Origin of the sequence: Brevundimonas sp., assembly GCF_032107865.1 — a bacterium.
Lineage (GTDB): Bacteria > Pseudomonadota > Alphaproteobacteria > Caulobacterales > Caulobacteraceae > Brevundimonas.
On the sequence record NZ_DAMCNG010000231.1, the window covers coordinates 1 to 4,004 of the forward strand.

6 protein-coding genes are annotated in these 4,004 nt (G+C 67.0%); 1 reads left to right on the top strand and 5 read right to left on the bottom strand.

Annotated features, from left to right (window positions below; translation table 11 throughout):
• Positions 1 to 85: 85 nt before the first annotated feature.
• From RT567_RS14415 to RT567_RS14435, 5 genes are all read right to left on the bottom strand, one after another.
• Positions 86 to 964: a site-2 protease family protein gene (locus RT567_RS14415; protein WP_313576955.1), complete on the bottom strand. Its 879-nt coding sequence runs from the start codon at positions 962 to 964 to the stop codon at positions 86 to 88.
• Positions 965 to 1,022: 58 nt separating this feature from the next.
• Complete coding sequence (nadA, locus tag RT567_RS14420) at positions 1,023 to 2,102, bottom strand: quinolinate synthase NadA (protein ID WP_313576956.1); 1,080 nt, start codon at positions 2,100 to 2,102, stop codon at positions 1,023 to 1,025.
• A 107-nt stretch (positions 2,103 to 2,209) separates the two neighbouring features.
• The gene (locus tag RT567_RS14425) at positions 2,210 to 2,419 is read right to left on the bottom strand and encodes a helix-turn-helix transcriptional regulator (RefSeq protein WP_313576957.1); all 210 of its coding nucleotides are present in this window, start codon (positions 2,417 to 2,419) and stop codon (positions 2,210 to 2,212) included.
• Positions 2,412 to 3,104 (bottom strand): hypothetical protein, encoded by a 693-nt coding sequence (locus RT567_RS14430; RefSeq protein ID WP_313576958.1) that lies wholly within the window; start codon positions 3,102 to 3,104, stop codon positions 2,412 to 2,414. Before RT567_RS14430 ends, RT567_RS14425 begins: the two co-directional genes overlap by 8 nt.
• Before the next feature lie 61 nt (positions 3,105 to 3,165).
• Entirely contained in the window at positions 3,166 to 3,501 is a 336-nt protein-coding gene (locus RT567_RS14435) for a GIY-YIG nuclease family protein (RefSeq protein WP_313576959.1), read from the bottom strand.
• Positions 3,502 to 3,672: 171 nt separating this feature from the next.
• Here RT567_RS14435 and RT567_RS14440 point away from each other — a divergent pair.
• A partial coding sequence (locus RT567_RS14440) for a pyridoxal-phosphate dependent enzyme (protein WP_409516181.1) occupies positions 3,673 to 4,004 on the top strand: 332 nt, incomplete at its 3' end.

The window sequence follows — 4,004 nt, forward strand, 5'->3', positions numbered from 1 at the left end:
CTCGGCCGCCTCCAGCGCCGCCGACAGGCCCGCCAGCCCGCCGCCGATGATCAGAGGCCCGTCGTGCCGGATGCGCGCCATTCGCCTAGCGGCCTCCCAACCCGAAGAACCGCAGGCCCATCTCAAACGCCGGTTCGACCGCTCCGCCCGTCAGCGGCAGCAGGGCGCCGATCGCCGCCGCCGCGCAGACGACGGCCGTCAGCAGATAGAGGGCCAGACTGCGCCCCGCCTCGGGCCAGCTCAACTGTCCCCACGCCGCGCGCCAGACGCCGCGCTTCAGGTGGCCGAACACCGCCAGGCCCAGGAAGACCGCCAGGATGAACCGCCCTGTCGACACGCCCCACCATACGGCCAGGCCGCCGATGAGCAGCAGCACCACCTGCTCCAGCCGCGGATGCACCCGCGTCAGCACCGGCCCCAGCGCCTTCGACCCGTCCAGCGGCGGCGCGGGCAACAGGTTCAGCAGATTGATCATGGCGATGAAGAAAGCCCCCATCAGCCACTCCGGCGCCTTCAGCGCCAGGCCCACGGCCACGAAGGGGATCATGGCCAGCAGGCCGAACGCCGGCCCCGCCAGCGACACCAGAACCCCGTGCCACTCGCTCTTCGGCTCACGCTGGCCCTTCGCCAGCCCGCCCAGGAAGGGGATGATATAGATGCGCGCCGGGCCCATGCCGACGCGGTTCATCGCCAGCACATGGCCGTACTCGTGCACGAACAGGCCGAACAGAACGGCCCCCGCCACCACCCAGCTGCCGGTCAGGAACCACAGGAACCCCGCCATCAGCAGGGTCGAGACCACCGCCCAGACCGGGTGCTGGCCCTTGTCCTCCTGCGGCGCTTCATGACGCGCGCTGTAGCGGGGCGTCTCGCCTGCGGGCGTAGGCGCCGCCTGTTCCGGACGCGGGTCCCAGGGTCCGGGTCGACGCCCGCCAGGGGGAAGGGTGTTGTCTGTGTCGCTCATGGATTCGAACTGGGCGCGTGGCGACGGAGCCGCAACGGGCCGCGTCGCCGCAGGGCCGTCAGATCAGCTCCACATCAACATGATGCCGCGCCTTGACCATGTCATAGCGCGCAGGCTTTGACGGCGGCGGCAGGTCGATCATCCGCTGCACCGCCAGGGCCGCCTTCTCCAGCATCTCGTCCGGCACCGTCACCTCGAACTGCATGTGCAGCAGGCAGTCGCGGATGTTCTCCAGCGTGATGCGCTTCATGTGCGGGCACAGGTTGCAGGGACCGACGAACTCCACCTCCGGCACGTCGCCCTTGATGTTCGAGGCCATCGAGCATTCGGTGATCAGCACCACCCGCTTGGGCCGACGTTGCTCGACATATTCAGTCATGGCGGCCGTCGAACCGGCGAAGTCGGCCGCGCGCAGGATCTCTTCGGGGCATTCCGGGTGAGCCAGCACCTCAGCGTCCGGCCAGGCGTCGCGCATATCGGCGATGTCCTGCGTGGTGAAGCGCTTGTGCACCTCGCAGTGGCCCGCCCAGGCGATGATGCCCACCGTCGTCTGCGCCGCCACATTGCGCGCCAGATATTCGTCGGGGATCAGGATGACCTTGTCGACGCCCCATTCCTTGGCCGCCCATTCAACGACCTGAACGGCGTTGGCGCTGGTGCAGCAGATGTCCGTCTCGGCCTTCACATCGGCGGTGGTGTTCACATAGGTGACGACCGGCAGGCCCGGATGCCGCTCCTTGATCAGCCGCACGTCCGCCCCCGTGATCGAGGACGCCAGCGAACAGCCCGCGCGCAGGTCGGGGATCAGCACCGTCTTGTCCGGCGACAGGATCTTGGACGTCTCGGCCATGAAGTGAACGCCCGCCTGAACGATCACCTTGGCGCTAGACTTGGCGGCCTCCTTGGCCAGCCCCAGGCTGTCGCCGACATAGTCGCCGACCCCGTGGAATATCTCGGGCGTCATATAGTTGTGGGCCAGGATAACCGCGTCGCGCTCGCGCTTCAGTCGGTTGATCTCGCTGATCAGCCGCGCCTGCTCGGGCCATTCCAGCGGGGTGACGTGGTCCTTGACCTTCTCCCACACCGGGGCGGTTTCTTCCGCCAGTTCCTGCGACAGACCGAAAGCGCCATCCGCCATCGTCCCTACTCCCTCAACGACCGTCTGCGCGGCCCCGACTTATGCTCAAACTTAGCATAAGCGGGCGCAATGTAGGCTCTTCCGTACCCGGCGCAAGGGAAATCGCCTCAGTCTTCCAGGGTGAACAGAGCGTCCAGCGGCACGTCCAGCGCCTGCGCCAGCGTCAGGGCGACCAGCACCGACGGGGTGAAGACCCCGTTCTCCACCGTGTTCACCGTCTTGCGCGACAGCCCGGCCCGGTCGGCCAACTCCTGCTGCGTCAGGCCCGCCGCCGTGCGGACAGCCTTCAGCTTCACAACCAGACGCCGATCAGCCACCGGCGGCCCGCCGATCCAACTGCCAGTAACGCAGCCCCGCCGCCGAGGCCGTGACGAACATCAGCCCCGGCAGGGCCGCCACCGCCGCCTGCGGCTTCCACAGCCCGAGAGCGAAGACGGCCAGAAGCCCGATCATGGCGACGCCGAGAGCTGTGTTCAGAGCGCTACGCCGGAACGACAGCGTGAGTTCGTCCTCCAGCAACCGCTTCATCTTCTTGTCGCCGGGATTGTCCAGACCGGCGACCATCATCAGCAGCACCGCCGACACCATCGGCGACAGCCCTACCATGGTCCAGTGCTGTGCGTTCGCCTGACCTCCAGCAATCGCCCACGCCGAGATCGTGCCCTGATAGACAAGAAAGAGCGACGTCAGCGGCATGATGGCCATCGCCACAGCCCGCTTCTTCTGAACGCGGTCGCGATAGCCGCCTCTGGCGTTCTCGACACGGATGGTGTCGCCGTCCGGCATAAAGCGACCCGCCAGAGGAAAGGAAGCGATGACGACGCCCAGCCCCACCAGCGCCAGAACGACGCCGGCGACCGTCACCCAGCCCTCGCCGCTTTCCGCAATGACAACGCCGAGCACACTCGCCGTCACCCCCAGCCCGCCCAGCGCCGCGACCATCCACAACCGCCTCACCCGGCGCCGCTCGTTCGCCTTCGCCCGCTTCAGGTCGTCGTCCATCGGGGCCTCCCGTGATACCTACAGGTTACATATCACCTACAGGTTACATCGCAAGCGCGATCTACAGCGCCTCGGCGGCCAGCCGCGCCGTCCACAGCGCCGCGCGCTTCTTCAGCTCATCCTTGCGGGCCATTTCCGACAGGTCCGGCGACAGACGGTCCAGTTGTTCGAAGCGAAAGCTGTCGGGGCCGTGCGCCTTCCATTCCGCCTGCAGGGAGGCGAACGGACTGCCGCCGGTCTTCAGCGAGAACCACAGGCTGTTCTGCTGGGTGTCGATGTGGCGACTCTGTCCCACCCAGCTGCGGCCGGTGGCGGAACAGATGACGGCGAACACCCCGGCGATGACGGGGCGCTCCTTATAGGCGGCGACCAGCGCCTTGCGTTCGGTCGGATGCATGAGAGGAACTCCATATTTACCCGGATGATATAAGCGCTTAATTTATCCGGGTAAATACCTTCACTCCACGGCGTCATGATGCACCGCAACAGGCAATCTGTTGCTCTTCACGCGCGATATGACCTAGACGGGAGGTCATTCGACCCCACGCTTCCGCCGCTTATCGAGATAATCGTGCAAGACACCGTCCGCCGCATCCTGACCGCGCGCGTCTATGACGTGGCCGAGGAAACCCCGCTCGACCCGCTGAAGCGGCTGTCGACGCGGATCGGGCGGCCCGCCCTGCTGAAGCGTGAGGACCTGCAGCCGGTCTTTTCGTTCAAGATCCGGGGCGCCTACAACAGGATCGCGGCCCTCAGTCAGGCCGAGCTGGCGCGCGGGGTCATCTGCGCCTCGGCGGGCAATCACGCGCAGGGGGTGGCGCTGGCGGCGGCGAAGCGCGGCGCAGCCGCGACCATCGTCATGCCGACCACCACGCCGGGCATCAAGGTGGCCGCGGTCCG